This is a genomic window from Streptomyces sp. NPDC111516 (assembly GCF_055635345.1).
On sequence record NZ_JBVKBV010000004.1, the window covers coordinates 140,355 to 159,527 of the forward strand.

Annotated in this window: 12 protein-coding genes; 6 read left to right on the top strand and 6 right to left on the bottom strand. The window is 68.8% G+C overall.

Annotated features, from left to right (window positions below; translation table 11 throughout):
- Window positions 1–22: 22 nt before the first annotated feature.
- The 5 genes from ACZ7L9_RS10915 to ACZ7L9_RS10935 all read right to left on the bottom strand — a co-directional run bounded on the left by ACZ7L9_RS10915 (window position 23) and on the right by ACZ7L9_RS10935 (window position 6,050).
- Window positions 23–559 carry a Pycsar system effector family protein gene (locus tag ACZ7L9_RS10915; RefSeq protein ID WP_471414315.1) on the bottom strand — a complete coding sequence of 179 codons (537 nt, stop codon included), beginning with the start codon at window positions 557–559 and terminating at the stop codon, window positions 23–25.
- Complete coding sequence (locus ACZ7L9_RS10920) at window positions 556–2,160, bottom strand: hypothetical protein (RefSeq protein ID WP_471414317.1); 1,605 nt, start codon at window positions 2,158–2,160, stop codon at window positions 556–558. The genes ACZ7L9_RS10915 and ACZ7L9_RS10920 overlap by 4 nt, the downstream gene beginning before the upstream one ends.
- A gap of 38 nt (window positions 2,161–2,198) precedes the next feature.
- Window positions 2,199–4,370, bottom strand: a complete 2,172-nt coding sequence (locus ACZ7L9_RS10925) for a hypothetical protein (protein ID WP_471414319.1) — start codon at window positions 4,368–4,370, stop codon at window positions 2,199–2,201.
- A complete protein-coding gene (locus ACZ7L9_RS10930; protein ID WP_471414321.1) occupies window positions 4,367–5,149 on the bottom strand; it encodes a hypothetical protein in 783 nt (260 codons plus the stop codon). The genes ACZ7L9_RS10925 and ACZ7L9_RS10930 overlap by 4 nt, the downstream gene beginning before the upstream one ends.
- Before the next feature lie 154 nt (window positions 5,150–5,303).
- The gene (locus ACZ7L9_RS10935) at window positions 5,304–6,050 is read right to left on the bottom strand and encodes a Crp/Fnr family transcriptional regulator (protein ID WP_471414670.1); all 747 of its coding nucleotides are present in this window, start codon (window positions 6,048–6,050) and stop codon (window positions 5,304–5,306) included.
- Window positions 6,051–6,433: 383 nt separating this feature from the next.
- Between ACZ7L9_RS10935 and rpsL the strand changes: the two genes are divergently transcribed.
- The 4 genes from rpsL to tuf all read left to right on the top strand — a co-directional run bounded on the left by rpsL (window position 6,434) and on the right by tuf (window position 10,797).
- Complete coding sequence (rpsL, locus tag ACZ7L9_RS10940) at window positions 6,434–6,805, top strand: 30S ribosomal protein S12 (protein ID WP_003948652.1); 372 nt, start codon at window positions 6,434–6,436, stop codon at window positions 6,803–6,805.
- Between the two features lie 2 nt (window positions 6,806–6,807).
- Window positions 6,808–7,278 (top strand): 30S ribosomal protein S7, encoded by a 471-nt coding sequence (gene rpsG, locus ACZ7L9_RS10945; RefSeq protein ID WP_093897234.1) that lies wholly within the window; start codon window positions 6,808–6,810, stop codon window positions 7,276–7,278.
- A 38-nt stretch (window positions 7,279–7,316) separates the two neighbouring features.
- Window positions 7,317–9,443 (top strand): elongation factor G, encoded by a 2,127-nt coding sequence (fusA, locus tag ACZ7L9_RS10950; protein ID WP_471414323.1) that lies wholly within the window; start codon window positions 7,317–7,319, stop codon window positions 9,441–9,443.
- 160 nt (window positions 9,444–9,603) lie between these two features.
- A complete protein-coding gene (gene tuf, locus ACZ7L9_RS10955; protein ID WP_398249778.1) occupies window positions 9,604–10,797 on the top strand; it encodes an elongation factor Tu in 1,194 nt (397 codons plus the stop codon).
- Window positions 10,798–10,913: 116 nt separating this feature from the next.
- On the opposite strand, the gene ACZ7L9_RS10960 is transcribed toward tuf, so the two are convergent.
- Window positions 10,914–12,113 (bottom strand): sensor histidine kinase, encoded by a 1,200-nt coding sequence (locus tag ACZ7L9_RS10960; RefSeq protein WP_471414325.1) that lies wholly within the window; start codon window positions 12,111–12,113, stop codon window positions 10,914–10,916.
- Window positions 12,114–12,290: 177 nt separating this feature from the next.
- Here ACZ7L9_RS10960 and ACZ7L9_RS10965 point away from each other — a divergent pair, with 177 nt between their 5' ends.
- A complete protein-coding gene (locus ACZ7L9_RS10965) occupies window positions 12,291–18,608 on the top strand; it encodes a DNRLRE domain-containing protein (RefSeq protein ID WP_471414327.1) in 6,318 nt (2,105 codons plus the stop codon).
- Complete coding sequence (locus ACZ7L9_RS10970; protein ID WP_383758814.1) at window positions 18,602–19,138, top strand: hypothetical protein; 537 nt, start codon at window positions 18,602–18,604, stop codon at window positions 19,136–19,138. Before ACZ7L9_RS10965 ends, ACZ7L9_RS10970 begins: the two co-directional genes overlap by 7 nt.
- The last annotated feature ends 35 nt before the right edge of the window (window positions 19,139–19,173 follow it).

A 19,173-nucleotide genomic window follows, 5' to 3' on the forward strand; every position in this document is an offset into this window, starting at 1 on the left:
TCATCCTTCTGCGTGGGGAGCGTCAGCCGAGGAGCAGCGAGGCGGGGAGCAGGACGGCGCCCACGGAATAGGCGAGCAGTCCCACACGTATCCACTGGTGCTTGCTTACGGCGATCCGGCTGGTCTCCGTCAGGGCCGTGACGAGCGCGGCGGCCGGGGCGCCCTCGGTGGCGTCGAGCGCTTCCGCCAACCGGTTCTGGCGGGCGGCGCGCCGAACGTCCGCGAAGTAGGTGAGCGGGGCTCCAGGGGTCCAGGTACTGCCGCGGTAACGCGGGAGCACGGCCATCAGCATGGAGAGCAGCGCGGCCGCCAGCCCGCCGGTGCCCGTCCACCACAGGGCTGTGCCGGGGCCGGAGAGTGCGTTCGGGCGCCATTCGCTGCCCGCCAGCCAGCCGCTGATCACGCCCGCGGTCATGCCGAGCGCGGCTACCAGTACGGACGCCTTGCTGTCGGCCCGTGCGATCTCGGACCGCAGATCGAGGAGGAGCTGCGTTCCGGCATCGGTGTTCCGGGCCGAGGGAGCCGCCGAAGGGACCGGGGCTGGGGTTATGTCGGTCATGTGTTGCGGCCCTCCGGTTCCTGCGCCCCGACCACGTCCGTGGTCCGGAGCGTGTCCGCCGTTCTCGGCGTGTCCGCGAGCTCGGCCGCGCCGGTCGCACCGTCCCGGTCCGCCGCTGTGTCCCGGGCGGGGCCGACGGGCGTGGTCGGCCGGGGGAGAGGAGACGCTGCGGCAGTCGTCGCCTCGGCCGGCGCCGCTCCGGGCCTGTCGGCTGCTTGGTCCGCTTCCACCGCACTCGCCGACGGAGTGGCCGTGTCCGCCGGACTCAGGGGAGTGCTGCCGTAACCCGGCGGCGGACGCCAGCCGGGGAAGGTGCTCAAGGGGGCGCCTTCCTCGGGCCCGGCCTTGCGGAACGGTGTGCCGTCGAGCCGGTGCATGTCCTGGCCGTTCGCGACGATGCCGTCGGTCCGGTCGGTCGGGTCGAGGTCAGGCCGAAGCGTTTCCCGCAGGACCGCTCCCGGTTCCGCACACGGCGCGTCCTGCGGCATCGAGACGGTCAGCCGGCCTGCGGCGGTGCTCTGTGCTGTGACTCCGGGCAGATACTGGTCCAGTACATCGATCACCGCCTGGAACGCCATCTTCTTCGGTGCCTCCAGCTCATGGGTCTCCGCGCTGTCACCGTTCAGAAGTTCACCGGCCAGCGCCAACTTGGCTCTGATCGCCTGCAGTTGGTCCTGGCGCAGGCTGTTCACCACCAGCTCGGTGTCTTTGGGATGGTCGGCCAGATGGAGCGCCCACGCACGGACCCCGCCCTGTTCCAGATGCTTCTCATAGAAGGCGATCTTTTCCGCGTTCACCTGTTGGAGTTCCATCTGCCGACGGGCCCGGTCGACTGCCTCCGCGTGCTGCCACTTCTGCTGTTGCAGCCGCAGTTCGTGCTGCTGCTCCTCGAACTCGGCCGCGCGCCCCCACTGCAGTACGTCCTGTTCCCTGACGCGCCGGTCGATCGCGGCATCGTGCTCCCTGCCGCGGCGCTCGGTGTGGATCTGCTCGGTGGCCGTGTGGTCGATGGACCTCATGCGCCGTACGTGCTCGATGGCCCCCTGGTCTCCGTGCAGCCGTACGGTCCAGGTCACCGCGAGGCCCGCCCCGGCGCCGAGCGCACCCTGCGCGCGGACCTCCCGCAGCAGTGCCTGCTCGGCGTCCGCGCTCCGGGAGACGGCGTAGCGGCGGGTGACGGGCCGGGCCGCCTGTTCCAGCTCGCTGATCAGCAGCCGTGGCACGTCACGGATTCGGCTCATTACGAACCGTGCGGGATCGACGACCTGCCACGACAGTTCGACGGCCACCCCGAACTCGAAGGCGTCGTCGTCGCTCGGCAGGCCGATCTCCTCGCGCAGGGGATGGACGCCCATGTCCACCTCGTACACCGAGGTGTACCGCTTCGCGGCGGCCCCGGCGCGGGTGGGCCGGACCGGCGGGAGATAGGTGTCGTACGAGCCGTCCGGAGCAGAGAAGACCAGGGCGTGGTCGATGCGGGTGAGCGGCCGGCGGGCGAATCCGAAGCGGGACAGCTGCCGGACCGTCACCACCGGGTCGGCCAGCCGCGTTCCTCGGTCGGCCTGTTGGTCCCAGTCGGGCATTCGGCGAAACTCGGGCATGGGGCACTCTCCTGTTGCTGTGGATGAGGTCGTACGGATCAGGGATGCGGCAGGACGGCAAGCAGTCGGCCTGCCACGGGCGGGGGATCGGTGCCGTCCTCGCCGGGCATGGTCCGCAGGAGATGGCTGAGCCGCTGGTGCTCCGACGACGTGGTGACGAGCGAGGCCAGCAGCGCGGCGAGCGCCCACTCCGTGCGCGGATCGTGGTCCGCCGACAACACCCAGAGACGCAGTACGCCGAGGGCTTCCCGGGTGTGGTCGCGGTTCTCCAGGGCGGTGCGCCACAGCGTGACGATGCCGATGGCGGACGGATTCCCCGCGGCTGAGGCCCGTGCGTACCAGGACAGGACGATCGGCTGCGCGTGGCGTTCGTCCTGCTCGGTCCGGCGGCAGGCGCTGATGAAGCCACCGAGCGCGAGTTCGGTCGCCGGACGGTCGTCGTGCAGCGTCTTGAGCAGCCCCGCGAGCACGTCGTCGCGTGCCGCTGACAGCAGCAACAGCTCTACGGACTCGGCCAGTTGTCCCGACAGATCATCGTCGGGACCCTGCCGTCCGGCCTGGAGCCGGGCCGCCGCACGCAGCGCCGCCAGGGTCTCGGATGGGCGCTCCGGCCCCATCAGCCCATGGGCGCGGATGGCCACCCAGCGCAGCGGCGGCTCGTCGCTCTCGCACCAGGCGTCGAGGATGCGTGGCACGTTGGGAGTGCCCAGGAAGTGCGTGAGCGTGAGCGCGTTGACGGCGACGAGGCGGTGCCGGTAGAGGTGGGAGGAAGCCCACGGCTCGATGACCAGTGCCATGGCGGACGGCAGGTCGGTGTGGGCGAGGACGGCGACGGTGGAGGCGGCGCGGGTGCGGACGAACGGCCGCCCGTCCCCCGCCAGCCGTTGCAGCCAGCGCACGAGCGCGGGCCGCGCCGAGGGGTGTCCGGTCCATATCTCGCGCAGCAGGACGAGCGGGGCGCGCTCGTCCCGGTAAGCGGCCTTCACCTGCCGGACCGGGCCCCACTCCGTGGGCTCCTCGTCCTCGAACCGGCGGGCACGGGCCAGCTGGAGCCGCTTGCCGATGTGCGTGCCGAAGACCGGGACGGTGGGGAACCGCATCCCGTTCTCGGTCTCCTGAAGGAAGGCGTAGAGCAGATCGCTCAGTTCCGCCGTCAGGGCGTACGGACCCTCGTCGAAGGCGGCCAGGGCGACGAGGAACGCCTTGTCCCGCAGATGCAGCACGGTCCCGTCGTCCTCGAACCACTCCTGGACCTGGTTCTCCAGCGCGACCAGGGAGAAGTCCTCCAGCTCTGCGGTGTCGGCCTCCCCGGCCGCGTACCCCGCCAGGAGCCGGGCGAACTCGGCGGCCTCGCGCGGCTGATGGCTGCGTTCGAGGAATGCAGCCACAGCAGGCAGGGACAGCAGCTCCGCCACGCTCTCCCCGCCCACCAGCACACCCAGGTGCGCGGTGAGGACGTCACGCGACAGGGGAGACTCCCAGCTGACCACCGGGACGTCCTCCAGGAGAGCTGTCGGCCCCACAGTGATCACCAGATACGCGGCCTCGCCCAGCTCCTTGCGAGCGGCCAGCAGGTCCGCCTCGCGCAGCGGCCGGCCGGGATCGGTGATCAGATCGCAAAGGACATGGCCGGTTCGGCCGCCCTGCTCCTCGGCGCCACCGAGACTGGACGTGAGCTGCCCGGGAGCGGTGTCCCGGCCGATCGCCTGGACCGGATGGGCGCCGACCCGGTGCAGCAGCATGAGCGCGGCCGTCCGTCGGCCCGCGAAGTAGGGGCCCGAGAGCACCAGGACGTGCTCCTTGCGCAGGCGGTCGGCCAACGCCTCGAAGTCAGGGCGTCCGGGCACGAAACAGGCGGACAGCTCCTCCAGGGTGGACTGCGCGATCTCGCCGGCGGCGTGGAGTGCGGAGGACGCGCCGAACTGGTAGATGATCTCGGTCTTGTCGAGGAGGATGTCGCCGTAGAAGGTGCCGCCGCCGATACCGTGGTTGATCCCGCCGAAGACGCCCCCGTCGACCCGGGTGCTGTCCCCGAAGCCCATGGTCCGCGGGGTGTGGTTCGCCAGGTCGCGCCGGGCCGCCCAGGCGGACTGTGGCTGGTCGGTCTCCTCGGCCGCCTCCCCGTCGGCCTGACGGCCGTCCTGTGCTTCGGAGGGCTGGTCGCCCGCTGCCGAAGGCTGGGGCCCATGCTGCTGTTCCTCGGTGCTCACCGGCGGTCGCCCAGATCGCCGTTTCCGAAGCGGATGTCCCCGGAGAAGGTGCCGCCGCCGATGCCGTGGTTGGTCCCGCCGAAGACCCCCCCGGAGACCGTGGCGCCACCGAAGTCGAAGGCCTGGGCCGGCGCCTGTGGCGTGTGCGGGGCCGGGCCGGAGACCGATGGGATGTGCGCCTGCCTGTCGGCGGAGCGTGGGCGCTCACGTGGAACCGGACCGTGCAGCCACGCGGCGAGCGGGCCGTTCTTGCTGTCCACCGTGACGGAGTGGAACTCCTCGGCCGGTACGCCGGTGTGGCTGTGCCGCACGATCCCCCGGTGGACCGGATCGGAAACACACAGCGCGAAGTCGTCCGGGCGCTCCCGCAGCGCGGTCCTCAGCAGCTCCGCGTCCAGCAGCCTGCACGCGTGGTTGAGATCGCTGCCCACCCATCCGTCGAGCCGGTCCACGGCGACGTACCCCGACGCGACCACTCCGCGCAGCCGCATCTGAGCCGAGGCGGAGGCGCGCCGGTTCTGGCTGCGCAACTGGGCCGGTACCTCGGTCAGCAGCGCCCGCAGCAGGGCGATCACCGAGCAGTTGGCGTCGATCAACTCCATCACGGAGTCGCCGCGGTCCGCCCGCCTGCGCCGGGTCTCGTCGATTCCGGCGGCCAGCAGCACCCGGTCGTTGAGGTCGTAGAGCATACGGCGCAAATACGCCTGTTCGACATCGTCCCGCTCGCTGTACTTCTCGATGTCGAGCAGCAGGATCGTGCTGTTCACGGGATCGTTCATGGGGTGCCTCTCGCTCGGGTCTCCGTGGGCCGAAGACACGAGCGTGGGGCCGATGGGGCCGGCGTGGTGAGGGCGGATGACTCACTCGCAATGTGACCGTGTGCACAGAATCACGCGCGGCCGCGTTCCCTCCACGGAGCGTGCGGCGCCTGCTCTACGGAGTCTGCGGGGCCTCGTGGCGGACTACCGGTCGGACGGAGTCCTGTGCCCGGGCGATCCGGCGGAGCGCATCCGGCCGCACGATCACCATCGCCCGTCGCCCCGTCAGGACGATGCCTCGCTCGCGCAGGTCCTTCAGCAGCCGCTGGACCATTTCCCTGGACGCCCCGACAGCCCCGGCCAGCTCCTGTTTGCTGAGCGGTATGTCGAGTTCGATGCCTTCGTGCGTACGGCCGCCGTGGGTGTGCGCCAGATCCAGCAGCAGGACGGCGAAGCGCTCCCGTACCGTCATCGCCGCGAACTCCAGGCTGCGCCGGTCTGCGGCGCGCGTCCGGTCGGCGGTCAACGCCAGGAGCGTGAGGGAGACCTTGGGGGAGCCGGCCACGAACGCGCGGAACTTCTCGTGTGCCACGACCACGGCCCGTACGGGGAAGAGCGCGGTCACCGTCGCGGAGCGTGGCCGGCCGGTCAACGCGGCCGATTCGCCCACGATGTCGCCGGGGCCGCGCAGGGCGTGCAGCGCCTCGTAACCGTTCGGCGCGGATGTGGTGACCTTTGTCCATCCGTTGACGATCAACAGGACGTAAGCGGACGGCTCGTCCTGCCTGAGCAGAGGGGTCCGGGAGGCGAAACTCAGTTCGCGGCCCAGTCCGAGCAGGGACACCCGGTCCTCCCGCTCCAGGCGGGCCAGGAAGGGCACCCGGTCGTCGAGTCCGTCGCCATCGGGTACATACGCCGCCATCCCGTCCCCCCGATCGTCCACCGCGCGGTTCAATGTACTGAGAACACGTATTGCCGGACCGCCAAGGTCGTTTTCCTGCCGTGCGCCCGCGGCGCGCTGTCTCAATCCCGTCGGCTGCGAACTGCGGTGGTCCGGCGTGTCCCGGTGGACAGCATTTGTTTTGACCGGAGTCGACGAGGTAGGTACGCTCAGACCTTGTGCCTGGGGTGTGCCTGGGCTCGCGTGCGTGTCCTCAACCGCATGGCGAGTCCGTCAACGGCCACCGCAATCTGCGCTCTCTTCTGCCTTGCGGCAGGAGCCTGCAGCATTCGACACACCCGACCGCGTGGGTCGGTGACGTTCCAGGTTAGTTTCACGAACGGCACACAGAAACCGGAGAAGTAGTGCCTACGATCCAGCAGCTGGTCCGGAAGGGCCGGCAGGACAAGGTCGAGAAGAACAAGACGCCCGCACTCGAGGGTTCGCCCCAGCGCCGCGGCGTCTGCACGCGTGTGTTCACGACCACCCCGAAGAAGCCGAACTCGGCACTCCGTAAGGTCGCGCGTGTGCGTCTGACCTCCGGTATCGAGGTCACGGCCTACATCCCGGGTGAGGGACACAACCTGCAGGAGCACTCCATCGTGCTCGTGCGTGGTGGCCGTGTGAAGGACCTGCCGGGTGTTCGTTACAAGATCATCCGCGGCTCGCTCGACACCCAGGGTGTCAAGAACCGCAAGCAGGCCCGCAGCCGCTACGGCGCCAAGAAGGAGAAGTAAGAATGCCTCGTAAGGGCCCCGCCCCGAAGCGCCCGGTCATCATCGACCCGGTCTACGGTTCTCCTCTTGTCACCTCGCTGATCAACAAGATCCTGCTCAACGGCAAGCGTTCCACTGCCGAGCGGATCGTGTACGGCGCCATGGAGGGCCTCCGCGAGAAGACCGGCAACGACCCGGTCATCACGCTGAAGCGCGCGCTTGAGAACGTCAAGCCCTCGCTCGAGGTCAAGTCCCGCCGTGTCGGTGGCGCCACCTACCAGGTGCCGATCGAGGTCAAGCCCGGTCGCGCCTCCACCCTCGCGCTCCGCTGGCTCGTGGGTTACTCCCGCGCCCGCCGCGAGAAGACCATGACCGAGCGCCTCATGAACGAGCTGCTCGACGCCTCCAACGGTCTTGGCGCTGCCGTCAAGAAGCGCGAGGACACCCACAAGATGGCCGAGTCCAACAAGGCCTTCGCGCACTACCGCTGGTAGTCGCTACCCACATCGAGACCGAGAGAAGATTGAGCCTTATGGCCACCACTTCGCTTGACCTGGCCAAGGTCCGCAACATCGGGATCATGGCCCACATCGACGCGGGCAAGACGACCACCACTGAGCGGATCCTGTTCTACACCGGCGTCTCGTACAAGATCGGTGAAGTCCACGACGGCGCTGCCACGATGGACTGGATGGAGCAGGAGCAGGAGCGCGGCATCACGATCACGTCTGCCGCGACGACCTGCCACTGGCCGCTCAATGATGTTGACCACACCATCAACATCATCGACACCCCGGGTCACGTCGACTTCACCGTCGAGGTGGAGCGTTCGCTCCGCGTCCTCGACGGTGCCGTCACCGTGTTCGACGGTGTGGCGGGCGTCGAGCCGCAGTCCGAGACCGTCTGGCGTCAGGCGGACCGCTACGGCGTGCCGCGTATCTGCTTCGTCAACAAGCTCGACCGCACCGGTGCCGACTTCTTCCGCTGCGTCCAGATGATCACGGACCGCCTCGGCGCGACCCCGATCGTCATGCAGCTCCCGATCGGTGCCGAGGCCGACTTCACGGGCGTCGTCGACCTCGTGACGATGAAGGCGTTCGTCTACCCCGTGGAAGCGACCAAGGGCGAGGCGTACGACATCGTCGACATCCCCGCGGAGCTCGCGGAGAAGGCCGAGGAGTACCGCGGCAAGCTCCTCGAGGCCGCTGCGGAGAACGACGAGACGCTCATGGAGCTCTACCTGGAGGGCGAAGAGCCTTCCGCGGAGCAGCTCTACGAGGGCATCCGTCGCATCACCATCAACTCGGGCAAGGACGGCGAGAAGACCGTCACCCCCGTGTTCTGCGGCACCGCGTTCAAGAACAAGGGCGTCCAGCCCCTGCTCGACGCCGTCGTGCGCTACCTCCCCGCCCCCCTGGACGTCGAGGCCATCGAGGGCCACGGCGTCAAGGACCCGGAGGAGGTCGTCAAGCGCAAGCCGTCCGACGACGAGCCGCTCGCGGCCCTCGCGTTCAAGATCATGAGCGACCCGCACCTCGGCAAGCTCACCTTCGTCCGGGTCTACTCGGGCCGCCTGGAGTCCGGCACCTCGGTGCTGAACTCCGTCAAGGGCAAGAAGGAGCGCATCGGCAAGATCTACCGCATGCACGCGAACAAGCGTGAGGAGATCGAGTCGGTGGGCGCCGGCGACATCGTCGCCGTCATGGGCCTGAAGCAGACCACCACCGGTGAGACGCTGTGCGACGACAAGAACCCGGTCATCCTGGAGTCCATGGACTTCCCGGCGCCGGTCATCCAGGTCGCCATCGAGCCCAAGTCCAAGGGTGACCAGGAGAAGCTGGGTGTCGCCATCCAGCGTCTCTCGGAGGAGGACCCCTCCTTCCAGGTCCACTCGGACGAGGAGACCGGCCAGACCATCATCGGTGGTATGGGCGAGCTCCACCTCGAGGTGCTCGTCGACCGCATGAAGCGCGAGTTCCGCGTCGAGGCGAACGTCGGCAAGCCCCAGGTCGCGTACCGCGAGACGATCCGCAAGGCCGTCGAGCGCATCGACTACACCCACAAGAAGCAGACCGGTGGTACCGGTCAGTTCGCCAAGGTGCAGATCGCGATCGAGCCCATCGAGGGCGGCGAGAGCTCGTACGAGTTCGTCAACAAGGTCACCGGTGGCCGCATCCCCCGGGAGTACATCCCCTCGGTGGACGCGGGTGCTCAGGAAGCCATGCAGTTCGGCATCCTGGCCGGCTACGAGATGGTGGGCGTCCGCGTCATCCTTCTCGACGGTGGCTACCACGAGGTCGACTCCTCCGAGCTGGCGTTCAAGATCGCCGGTTCGCAGGCGTTCAAGGAGGGTGCCCGCAAGGCGTCCCCCGTGCTCCTCGAGCCGATGATGGCCATCGAGGTGACCACGCCCGAGGACTACATGGGCGATGTCATCGGTGACATCAACTCCCGCCGTGGCCAGATCCAGGCCATGGAGGAGCGCAGCGGCGCTCGCGTCGTGAAGGGCCTCGTGCCCCTCTCGGAGATGTTCGGCTACGTCGGAGACCTCCGCAGCAAGACCTCGGGTCGCGCAAGCTACTCGATGCAGTTCGACTCCTACGCCGAGGTTCCGCGGAACGTCGCCGAGGAGATCATCGCGAAGGCCAAGGGCGAGTAACTCTCCCGAGCTCACGCTTTAGGCTTGTCACCGGAGCCTGGTGGGGCATTCGTCGCGGAGCGCAAGCAATGCGGTGAATGCCCCCGGCACCGGCATTCCAGCAAAGATCACCTGGCGCCGATGAAGCAAGGCGTACAGAACCACTCCACAGGAGGACCCAGTGGCGAAGGCGAAGTTCGAGCGGACTAAGCCGCACGTCAACATCGGCACCATCGGTCACATCGACCACGGTAAGACGACCCTCACGGCCGCCATTACCAAGGTGCTGCACGACGCGTACCCGGACCTGAACGAGGCCTCGGCCTTCGACCAGATCGACAAGGCTCCCGAAGAGCGCCAGCGCGGTATCACCATCTCGATCGCGCACGTCGAGTACCAGACGGAGTCGCGTCACTACGCGCACGTCGACTGCCCGGGTCACGCCGACTACATCAAGAACATGATCACGGGTGCGGCGCAGATGGACGGCGCCATCCTCGTGGTCGCCGCCACCGACGGCCCGATGCCGCAGACCAAGGAGCACGTGCTCCTGGCCCGCCAGGTCGGCGTTCCGTACATCGTCGTCGCCCTGAACAAGGCCGACATGGTGGACGACGAGGAGATCCTGGAGCTCGTCGAGCTCGAGGTCCGTGAGCTCCTCTCCGAGTACGAGTTCCCGGGCGACGACGTTCCGGTCGTCAAGGTCTCGGCGCTCAAGGCGCTCGAGGGCGACAAGGAGTGGGGCCAGTCCGTCCTCGACCTGATGAAGGCCGTCGACGAGGCGATCCCGCAGCCCGAGCGTGACGTCGACAAGCCGTTCCTGATGCCGATCGAGGACGTCTTCACGATCACCGGTCGTGGCACCGTCGTCACCGGTCGTATCGAGCGTGGTGTCCTGAAGGTCAACGAGACCGTCGACATCGTCGGTATCAAGCAGGAGAAGACCACCACCACGGTCACCGGCATCGAGATGTTCCGCAAGCTGCTCGACGAGGGCCAGGCCGGTGAGAACGTCGGTCTGCTCCTCCGTGGCATCAAGCGCGAGGACGTCGAGCGCGGCCAGGTCATCATCAAGCCCGGTTCGGTCACGCCGCACACCGAGTTCGAGGCCCAGGCCTACATCCTGTCGAAGGACGAGGGTGGCCGTCACACCCCGTTCTTCAACAACTACCGCCCGCAGTTCTACTTCCGTACCACGGACGTGACGGGCGTTGTGACCCTTCCCGAGGGCACCGAGATGGTCATGCCGGGCGACAACACCGTCATGAACGTCGCGCTGATCCAGCCGGTCGCCATGGAAGAGGGCCTGAAGTTCGCCATCCGTGAGGGTGGCCGGACCGTGGGCGCCGGCCAGGTCACCAAGATCGTCAAGTAATTACCTGACTGTCTGACCTGGTTGCTCCGCACAGAGCACCAAGAAGGGCCCCGGCCCGCCGCGCGAGCGGTGGACCGGGGCCCTTCGGCGTTGACCGACGTCATGCGGGTTCCGAGTCAGCCGACGGTGTCGCGGTGAGGTGCGGGGCCCCGTGGTGTGTCCGGGCGGCGGGTCGGGCCCGTGGCCGGGTTGCCGCTCGGCAGTGGCAGCCGCACCAGCAGACGGAAGTGTCCCGGTGACGGTCGCTCGGCGGTCATGGTTCCGTCGAGTGCGGCGGTGCGGGCGGCGAGGTTGATGAGGCCGGTGCCGGGAGCGGTGGTACCGGGGGAGTCGGCGGCGTCGTTGCCCACGGAGAGTTCGACGGATCGGTGGTCGGTGGGTGTCTTGTGGACGACGCTCAGGGAGAATGAGCAGTGGGTCGCGCTGGAGTGGTGCAAAACATTGGCGACGGCCTCCCGCGCGACCACCGCGAGACAGTGGTCGACGGCCCGGGGCAGTTCGGCGGTGATCGGCGCGATGTCGCTGCGCACGGTGATCCCGGCGGTGGCGAGGACATGGACCGCCTGGGCGAGCTCCGTGGCCAGTGACAGGGTGACGTTGTCGCGGGAGACGGCACGAACCTCGGCGAGGGTGCGCCGGGCGGTGGCGGCGATCTCGTCGAGGACGGCGGCGGGCTCGTCGTCCTCCGTGCGCTGGGAGGCGCGGATCGCGATCAGGGCGAGCGCGGAGCCGAGGACGTCGTGCAGATCGCGGGCGATCCGGTCGCGTTCGGTCTGTACGGCCGCGTGGGCGGCGTGGTTCTGGGCGGCATGCAGCCGGGCGACTAACAGGGCGAGTTGGGCGATGCCGTAGACACTGCCCGCCGTGGTCAGTGTGGCTAACAGGACGCCGAGGCCGCTGCGGTTCTCGAACTCAAGACCGCTGACCAGGAGTGGACCGCTGGCACAGACCGCCGCCGCGACGAGCAGGGAGGCGGGGCGCGGAACGGTCAGCAGGACGGCCCCGGCCAGGAAGCCCAGCAGACTCAGCCAGGGCAGCTTGAGCAGCAGCACCGGTCCGTAGGTGAGCCCGGCCTGAAGGATCAGGAGCACCCATCGGGCCCGGTAGCGCAGACGGTACGGCGGGGGCGCGTACTGGCCGAGGAGCACGGCGGGCAGGAGGATCAGCAGGATCAGCGCGGTCACGGCCGACCGGCGGCTCAGGGGGAGCGCGACCAGGTCCAGAGCGAGCAGCGCGACGGTCCCGCCGACCAGGAGAACAAGCGTGGTGCCGGCGGTGAGGGCGTGGCGCGGGGAAGGGCGACGGAAACGGAGCATCGACTTCCAGGACTTGGGAGCGGCGCGGAGGGTTGTACGCCGGGTCGGCCCGGGGCCCGTCGTGGACTGTGGTGATCCGGATGCGAAGCCGCATTCGTGACGTGGTCACTTCACTACTCAGAGTGCGGAGGCTTGACTCGTCGGCGATTCGGTCGTCGAACGAGGGAGTCACCTCCTGTGAAGAGCGAGTGGAACACGTCAAGAGCCCCCAACGCGAGCAGGAAGAGACGGGCCCTGCCCCGGATCGCCCTGACGCTGGCCGGCCTGCTGGTCGCGGAGGTGGCGGTCACCGTGGCCACCACCGGCGAAGCCGTCGGCATGTCCGCCGGGAAGGAGGCGGCGGCGTTCCGCGCCGCCCCCACGCCCCCGAAGAAGGTCACCGAGGCCGCCGACGTCAACTCGGCGCGGGTCGCAGCCCGGCTCTCGGGCAACCGCGTGGAGGTCCTGTCCGAGCGGACCGAGACCTCGACCACGTACGCGGAGTCGGACGGGAGCCTGTCGGCCGAGTTGTTCCAGGCACCGGTACGCATGCGCGAGAGCAATGGCGCGTGGGTCGACCTCGACACCGAACTGGAGCGGGTCGGCCGGGACTACGAGCCGCGGACGGCACTCGCCGACATCACGGTGACCGGCGGAGGGACTACCGAGCCCGGCTTGCTGGCCTCCGTCGAGCGAGGCGCGAAGTCGTTCGGCATGGGTTGGCAGGACCCGTTGCCCAAGGCCGAGGTCGACGGTGACCTCGCCTCCTACGACCTGGGCGGCAGCCAGACCCTGACGGTACGGGCACTGGCCGACGGGTTCGAGCAGAACGTCGTCCTCGACAAGGCACCGGCCCAGCCACCCGTCTACCGCATCCCGTTGCGGCTGAAGGGCCTTGTGCTGTTCCGGGACGACGAGACCGGAAGACTCCTGCTCAAGGACGCGGCGGGGAAGCTGACCGCCGAGGCACCGGCGCCGGTGATGTGGGACTCCTCCACCGATCCCGCGTCCGGCGAATCCCGGCATCTCGCCCAGGTGGACACCAGTATCGAGACGGAGAAGGACGGCGCGCAGACGCTGGTGCTCAAGCCGGACCCGGAGTACTTCCGGACGTCCGGGCTCACCTACCCCGTGACCGTCGACCCGACCTCGACACTGGCGGCGTCCACCGACACCTGGGTGGCGACCAACTACCCCGACTCGCAGTCGTCGTCCAAGGAGCTGAAGTCCGGGACATACGACGCGGGTTCGACGAAGGCGCGGTCGTACCTGAAGTTCGACGTCGCCAAGTTCGGCGGGCAGAAGATCCTTTCGGCGAACCTGTCGCTGTACTCGTACTGGTCCGCGACCTGCGCCACCAATGGCTCGGGTACCCAGATACGCCGGGTCACCTCGTCGTGGACGAACTCCGGACTGACCTGGGGAGCCCAGCCGTCCACCACCGAGACCGGCGCGGTCACCAGTACCAAGGCGCTCGGATTCTCGTCGGCCTGCCCGGCGGGCACCGTCAACTTCAACGTCGCGAGCATCGTGCAGGCGTGGGCGGACGGAGCGGCCAACTACGGCGTGCAGGTGCGGGGCGTCACGGAGACGGATTCCAGCACCTGGCGTCGGTACCGCTCGTCCAAGTACGCCGCCGGTGACAACGCGGTGGAACCGCACCTGACGGTGAAGTACAACTCCTACCCCGCGAAGCCGACGTCGGTGGCCATCGCGCCGTCGCAGGTGAACGCCTACAACGGCAAGCGGTACGTCACCTCCCTCACCCCGCAGCTCTCGGCCAAGGTGACCGACGCGGACGGCGACACGGTCAAGACGCAGTTCGAGATCACCCCGGACCCCAAGTACACCGACGGGGCCGGATACGCATACACCGCCACGAGCGCCGGGGTAGCCTCCGGCGGAACCGCCAAGATCACGGTCCCGGCGGCGAACGCCTTCCCGTCCGGCTCGCACCTGCGCTACCGGGTGCGGGGCTACGACGGCTCGTTGTACGGGGCGTGGACCGGCTACACCGCCTTCGTGCTGAACACGGCGAAGCCCGTCGCGCCCGGCGTCAGTTGTGTCCCGTACGCCAAGGACACCTGGACGGAGAAGAACGCCGACGGTGCCCAGTGCACCTTCTCCACCACCTCCACCGACGGCCAGGGGTATCTGTACGGTCTGAACGACCCGGCCACCCCGAAGCGGATCGACGACACGGTCAAGGGCAGCGGAGGCATCCCGCTGACCGTCACCCTCAAGCCGGGCGACGGCTGGCACACCCTGTACGCACGGACGATCGACTCGGGCGGCAATCTGTCCAACGCCACCACCGCGTACGAGTTCGGCGTCGGCGACGGCGCGGCGCTGCTGTCGCCCCGTGACGGCGACCGCCCGGCCCGGCGGCTGAGCCTTGGCGCGAAGGGCAAGCCCACCTACACGGGTGTCACCTACCAGTACCGGCGTGGGGAGACCGACGGCTGGGCCAATGTGCCGGTCGTCGCTGTCACCAAGGACAGCGACGGTTCGAAGGTGACCGCCTGGCCGCTGGCCACCACCGCCGGCAGCCCGCCGAAGCTGACCTGGAACATCACCGACAGCCTCGCCGAGGACGGCCCGGTCGACGTCCGGGCGGCTTTCACGGACGGCTCGGTGACCCGCTACTCCCCGGTGGCGACCGTGACGGTCGACCGCAACGCGGGCACCGCGCCCAGCGAGTCGGTGGGTCCCGGCACGGTGAATCTGCTGACCGGCGACTTCGCTCTCTCCGAGACCGACGCCTCGGCCTTCGACCTGTCGGTCACGCGCACCGCCTCCTCGCGCAAGCCCGACGCCGGGGCGAGGCAGAGCGGGCAGTTCCCGATCTACGGCAAGGAGTGGAGCGCGGGGACGGTCGCGGAGCTGACCGAGTCCGACTGGTCGTACCTCAAGCAGTCCACCACGACCTCGGTTGCCCTGGTGGATGTCGACGGCGAGGAGTTGGGCTTCACCAAGCTCAGCAACGGTGGCTGGAAGCCGGAGCCGGGCGCCGATGACTACACCCTGACCGGTTCGCTGACCGGGGCCTTCACACTGAAGGACAGCGAAGGCATGACCACGGTGTTCACCAAGCCGTCGGGCGCCACCACCTGGCAGGTCGCCTTCTCCACCATGGACGGGCTCACCAACTCCACCACCACAGTGGTGTCCGAGACGCTGACCGTGGGAACGGACAAGCTGGTCCGCCCCGCCAGGATCATCGCGCCGACCACGGCCGCGTCCGCGAGCACCTGCACGGCGACGCCGTCCACCAAGGGCTGCCGCTCGCTGGAGTTCGTCTACGCGGCATCCACGACGGCCACGGGGAGCACGCTGGGCGACTTCAAGGACCAGCTGCGCGAAATCCGGCTCTGGGCCACGGCGCCGGGCGCGTCGGCGGCCACCGCGAAGGCCGTGCAGACGTTCGCCTACGACAGCGCGGGCCGGCTGCGGCAGGCCTGGCACCCGCAGATCTCGCCCGCTCTGAAGACGGAGTACACGTACGACGACGCGGGCCGGATCACCCAGGTGACGCCGCCGGGCGAGCTGCCGTGGACCATGACATACGGCAAGGCGGGCAACGCGGCGACTGCGGGTGACGGGATGCTCCTGAAGGTGTCGCGTGCGGCCCTCAAGCCGGGCACGACCGCCACGCCCGAGGGCACGGCGACCACGAGCCTCGTCTACGACGTGCCGCTGAGCGGAACCAAGGCCCCGTACGCGCTGGGCGCCTCGGACACCGCGGCCTGGGGGCAGGACGCGGCGCCGACCGACGCGACCGCCGTATTCCCTGCCGATGCCGTCCCCGCCTCCCACGCGGGTTCGGGGCTCGGGGCGGGCGACTACGAGCGGGCCACCGTCACCTACACCGACGCCTCGGGCCGCCAGGTCAACACCGCGCAGCCCGGCGGCCACATCTCCGCCATCGACTACGACCAGTACGGCAACACGGTGCGCGAGCTCACCGCCCGCAACCGGGAGACAGCCCTGGGCCGGACCACGGCGGCGAAGGAGACCCTGACCGACCTCGGCCTCGACGGACTGTCCTCGGCGGCGCGTGCCGAACTGCTCGCCACCCGCACCGTCTACGACGACAAGGGCATCAAGGAGCTGGAGGAATTCGGCCCGGCCCGCCGCGTCGATCTGACCATGTCCGTCACCTCCGGGTCGACCACGCTTCCGGCAGGCGAGTCGGTGGTGGCCCGCACCTGGACGAAGAACACCTACGACGAGGGCCGTCCCACCGACGGAACGGCGACGGTGGAGAACCAGATCACCAAGGTCGTCACCGGATCCCAGCTCCTGGACTTCCCGGCGACCCACGCCGAGCAGCGGGTGACGCAGACGACGTACGACTGGGTCAAGGGCCTGCCGACGAAGACGATCACCGATCCGTCCGGCCTCGCCCTGACCAGCACCAAGGAGTACGACGCCCAGGGCCGGGTCATCAAGGAACTGCTGCCCGGCGCCACCGGCACGGACGCCGCCACACGCGTCACGACGTACTGGTCGGCGACCGGTACGGGCACCTGCGCGGGGCGCCCCGAGTGGGCGGACCTTGTCTGCTCCACCGGACCCGCTGGGGCGGTCACGGGCGGCGGGAGCAATCCGAGCGGCCTGCCGGTGACCACCACCGAGTACGACTGGTACGGGGGAACAGCCAAGACGGCGGAGACCGCCAACGGGGTCACCCGGACCACGACCACCACGTACGACGACGCCGGGCGTGCCCTCAGGACGGCGACGACAGGCGGCGTCGGGGCGGCGGTTCCGGATGCCACGACCGAGTACGACCCGGACACCGGCCAGGCGGTCCGCACGGTCTCCTCGACCGGCGGCACGATCACCAACGCGTTCGACAAGCTGGGCCGTGAGGTGTCCTACACGGACACGGACGGGGGTGTGACCACCACCGAGTACGACCTGCTCGGCCGCCGGACGAAGGTCACGGACTCCGTCCCGTCGACGGTGACGTACACGTACGACCACAGTGCCGAGCCGCGCGGCCTGGCCACGAAGACGGTGGACTCCGTGGCGGGCGCCTTCGCGACCGCGTACGACGCGGACGGCGGGGTCGCCACCGAGCGGCTGCCCGGCGGCTACACCCTCACCGTCGACCAGGACACCACCGGCACCACGGTGGGCCGCACCTACACGCGGGACAGCGACGGTGTGCTGGTGGCCTCGGACATGGTCTCCGAGTCCGTCCACGGACAGGTCACCTCGCACACCGGCTGGTCGGCGCAGGAGTACGGGTACGACAAGGCAGGCCGGCTGACATCGGTCGATGACACCGTGGGCGAGGTGTGCACGCGCCGCGCCTACACCTTCGACAAGCGCACCAACCGCACTCGGCTGACGTCGTCCGCCGCAGCGGAGGGCGCCGACTGCACGAGCACGGGCACGGTCACGACGACGTCGCACGCCTATGACAGCGGCGACCGGCTCGTCGACACGGGGTACGCGTACGACGCGTTCGGCCGCACCACGGCCATGCCGGGCTCGTCCTTCGCGTACTACGCCAACGATCTGGTCCACACCCAGACCACGGACGACCAGCGTCAGACCTGGACGCTGGACGCGGCGCGCCGATTCCGGTCCTTCACTGTCGAGACCGACATCGACGGTACCTGGACCCGGTCGGCGTCCAAGCGCAACCACTACGACGGTAACGGGGACAGCCCCCGCTGGACGGAGGAAGACACGGCCGCGGGGACGAGCGGCGCGGTGAGCCGCAATGTCGAGTCCGCGTCGGGCGACCTCGCCGCGACGACAGGTTCGGCGGGTGGTAATACCGTCCTGCAACTCACCAACGTCCACGGCGACGTGATGCTCGCCCTCCCGCTCGCGGAGGGGGAGGACATCGTCGCGTTCGACAGCGACGAGTACGGCAATCCGCAGGCCGGTCAGCTGCCGGTGCGCTACGGCTGGCTCGGCGGCAAGCAGCGCTCGGCGGAGACGCTCACCGGCCTGACGTTGATGGGCGTGCGACTCTACAACCCTGTCACCGGGCGGTTCCTGTCGCTCGACCCGGTGTACGGCGGAGGCGAGAACGCCTATGGGTACCCCGGCGACCCCGTCAACCAGTTCGACCTCGACGGCAAGTGGTGGAAGCCCCGCATCAGCCCGGCCGCACGACTCGGTTGGTACTACCTCAACCGCGGTCACAACCGCTACAACAGCTGGAGGCGCCGCCAGGAAGCCCGGATCGTCGGCGTGAGCACTGCCTACATAGGAACGCGCTATCTCGGCTACTCATGCCGCTACCGTTACGGCATGCGTGTCTGCTCGGGGGGCGTCGGCCTCCATTCCCGTGGGGGAACGACGCTGGGCACGACGTTCTACACCAACCGCACACTGAGCTCACCCCTCATTCGTCATGAACGCAAGCACAAGAGGCAGTGGCAACGTTACGGGTTCAGATTCGGCTACATGTACCTTCGGGCAGGATCGAACCCTTGCGGCAACCGGTGGGAGCGCCGGGCCGGATGGCGTGACGGGGGATATTCATGCTGAACCGACGCCGACCTCGCGCGGTATGGCCGTTCGTGCTCGCGGGCTCAATTCTGACCCTGGGGCTGCTTCTTACTGGTGTCAGCCTGTGGTTGTACGGCGTGCACCGTATGTCTGACCCTGCGGAACCTCTGCTTGTGGGCATAAGGATCGACGGGTCCCGGATTTCGGTCAAAGCCCCGACGTGCCCGTCCGACAAGGTGGGCGCCATCGAGGTGTACGACAGCGAGACGGAACAGCGGCTTTGGCGGGCACGCGCGCCGAAGACACCGGAGGGGCGAAGGGGCGCCGTGACGTTGTGGGACAATGAGGCATTTTTGAAACCGGACAAGGAGGAACAACCCGCTGACGTGCCGAACAACCTCGACATCTCCTTCGAGTACGCCGGGCTCGACGATGGTGCGGGTGACGTGTTCAGCATGTCGGACGTCAAGGCCGCTCAGCCACCGAAAGACCAGTACTGGACGCACGAAGGTCCCATGACAGCACGGGCCATCGACCGCCAGCTCACATGTCGAGGCGACATGCCGTAGATATACCCAAGCGTAATCGGGGCTGCCAGTTGGTC

Bases quoted from the DNA above. Each gene is read 5' to 3' on its own strand.
- fusA (WP_471414323.1), top strand. From the start codon at position 7,317: ATGGCCACCACTTCGCTTGACCTGGCCAAGGTCCGCAACATCGGGATC.
- ACZ7L9_RS10930 (WP_471414321.1), bottom strand. From the start codon at position 5,149: ATGAACGATCCCGTGAACAGCACGATCCTGCTGCTCGACATCGAGAAG.
- ACZ7L9_RS10970 (WP_383758814.1), top strand. From the start codon at position 18,602: ATGCTGAACCGACGCCGACCTCGCGCGGTATGGCCGTTCGTGCTCGCG.
- ACZ7L9_RS10960 (WP_471414325.1), bottom strand. From the start codon at position 12,113: ATGCTCCGTTTCCGTCGCCCTTCCCCGCGCCACGCCCTCACCGCCGGC.
- ACZ7L9_RS10935 (WP_471414670.1), bottom strand. From the start codon at position 6,050: ATGGCGGCGTATGTACCCGATGGCGACGGACTCGACGACCGGGTGCCC.
- ACZ7L9_RS10920 (WP_471414317.1), bottom strand. From the start codon at position 2,160: ATGCCCGAGTTTCGCCGAATGCCCGACTGGGACCAACAGGCCGACCGA.
- rpsG (WP_093897234.1), top strand. From the start codon at position 6,808: ATGCCTCGTAAGGGCCCCGCCCCGAAGCGCCCGGTCATCATCGACCCG.
- ACZ7L9_RS10915 (WP_471414315.1), bottom strand. From the start codon at position 559: ATGACCGACATAACCCCAGCCCCGGTCCCTTCGGCGGCTCCCTCGGCC.